The following is a 938-nucleotide window of genomic DNA, read 5'->3' on the forward strand; positions in this document are numbered from 1 at the left end:
TGGCGGCGTGCCTAATACATGCAAGTCGAGCGCGGGAAGCAAACGGAATCCTTCGGGAGGAAGTTTGTGGAACGAGCGGCGGACGGGTGAGTAACACGTGGGCAACCTACCTGTAAGATTGGGATAACTCCGGGAAACCGGGGCTAATACCGAATGACACTTTTCATTTCATGATGAGAAGTTAAAAGGCGGCTTTTGCTGTCACTTACAGATGGGCCCGCGGCGCATTAGCTAGTTGGTAGGGTAACGGCCTACCAAGGCGACGATGCGTAGCCGACCTGAGAGGGTGATCGGCCACACTGGGACTGAGACACGGCCCAGACTCCTACGGGAGGCAGCAGTAGGGAATCTTCCGCAATGGACGAAAGTCTGACGGAGCAACGCCGCGTGAGTGATGAAGGTTTTCGGATCGTAAAACTCTGTTGTTAGGGAAGAACAAGTACCGTTCAAATAGGGCGGTACCTTGACGGTACCTAACCAGAAAGCCCCGGCTAACTACGTGCCAGCAGCCGCGGTAATACGTAGGGGGCAAGCGTTGTCCGGAATTATTGGGCGTAAAGCGCGCGCAGGCGGTCCTTTAAGTCTGATGTGAAAGCCCACGGCTCAACCGTGGAGGGTCATTGGAAACTGGAGGACTTGAGTGCAGAAGAGAAGAGTGGAATTCCACGTGTAGCGGTGAAATGCGTAGAGATGTGGAGGAACACCAGTGGCGAAGGCGACTCTTTGGTCTGTAACTGACGCTGAGGCGCGAAAGCGTGGGGAGCGAACAGGATTAGATACCCTGGTAGTCCACGCCGTAAACGATGAGTGCTAGGTGTTAGGGGGTTTCCGCCCCTTAGTGCTGAAGTTAACGCATTAAGCACTCCGCCTGGGGAGTACGGCCGCAAGGCTGAAACTCAAAAGAATTGACGGGGGCCCGCACAAGCGGTGGAGCATGT

The 938-nt window shown here is 55.1% G+C and carries 1 rRNA gene; it reads left to right on the forward strand.

The annotated features are described in order from the left end of the window. Positions 1 to 938 (forward strand): 16S ribosomal RNA (locus ACFQ3N_RS20410); the annotation flags it as partial.

The organism is Virgibacillus byunsanensis (assembly GCF_042675965.1).
GTDB lineage: Bacteria > Bacillota > Bacilli > Bacillales > Amphibacillaceae > Virgibacillus_R > Virgibacillus_R byunsanensis.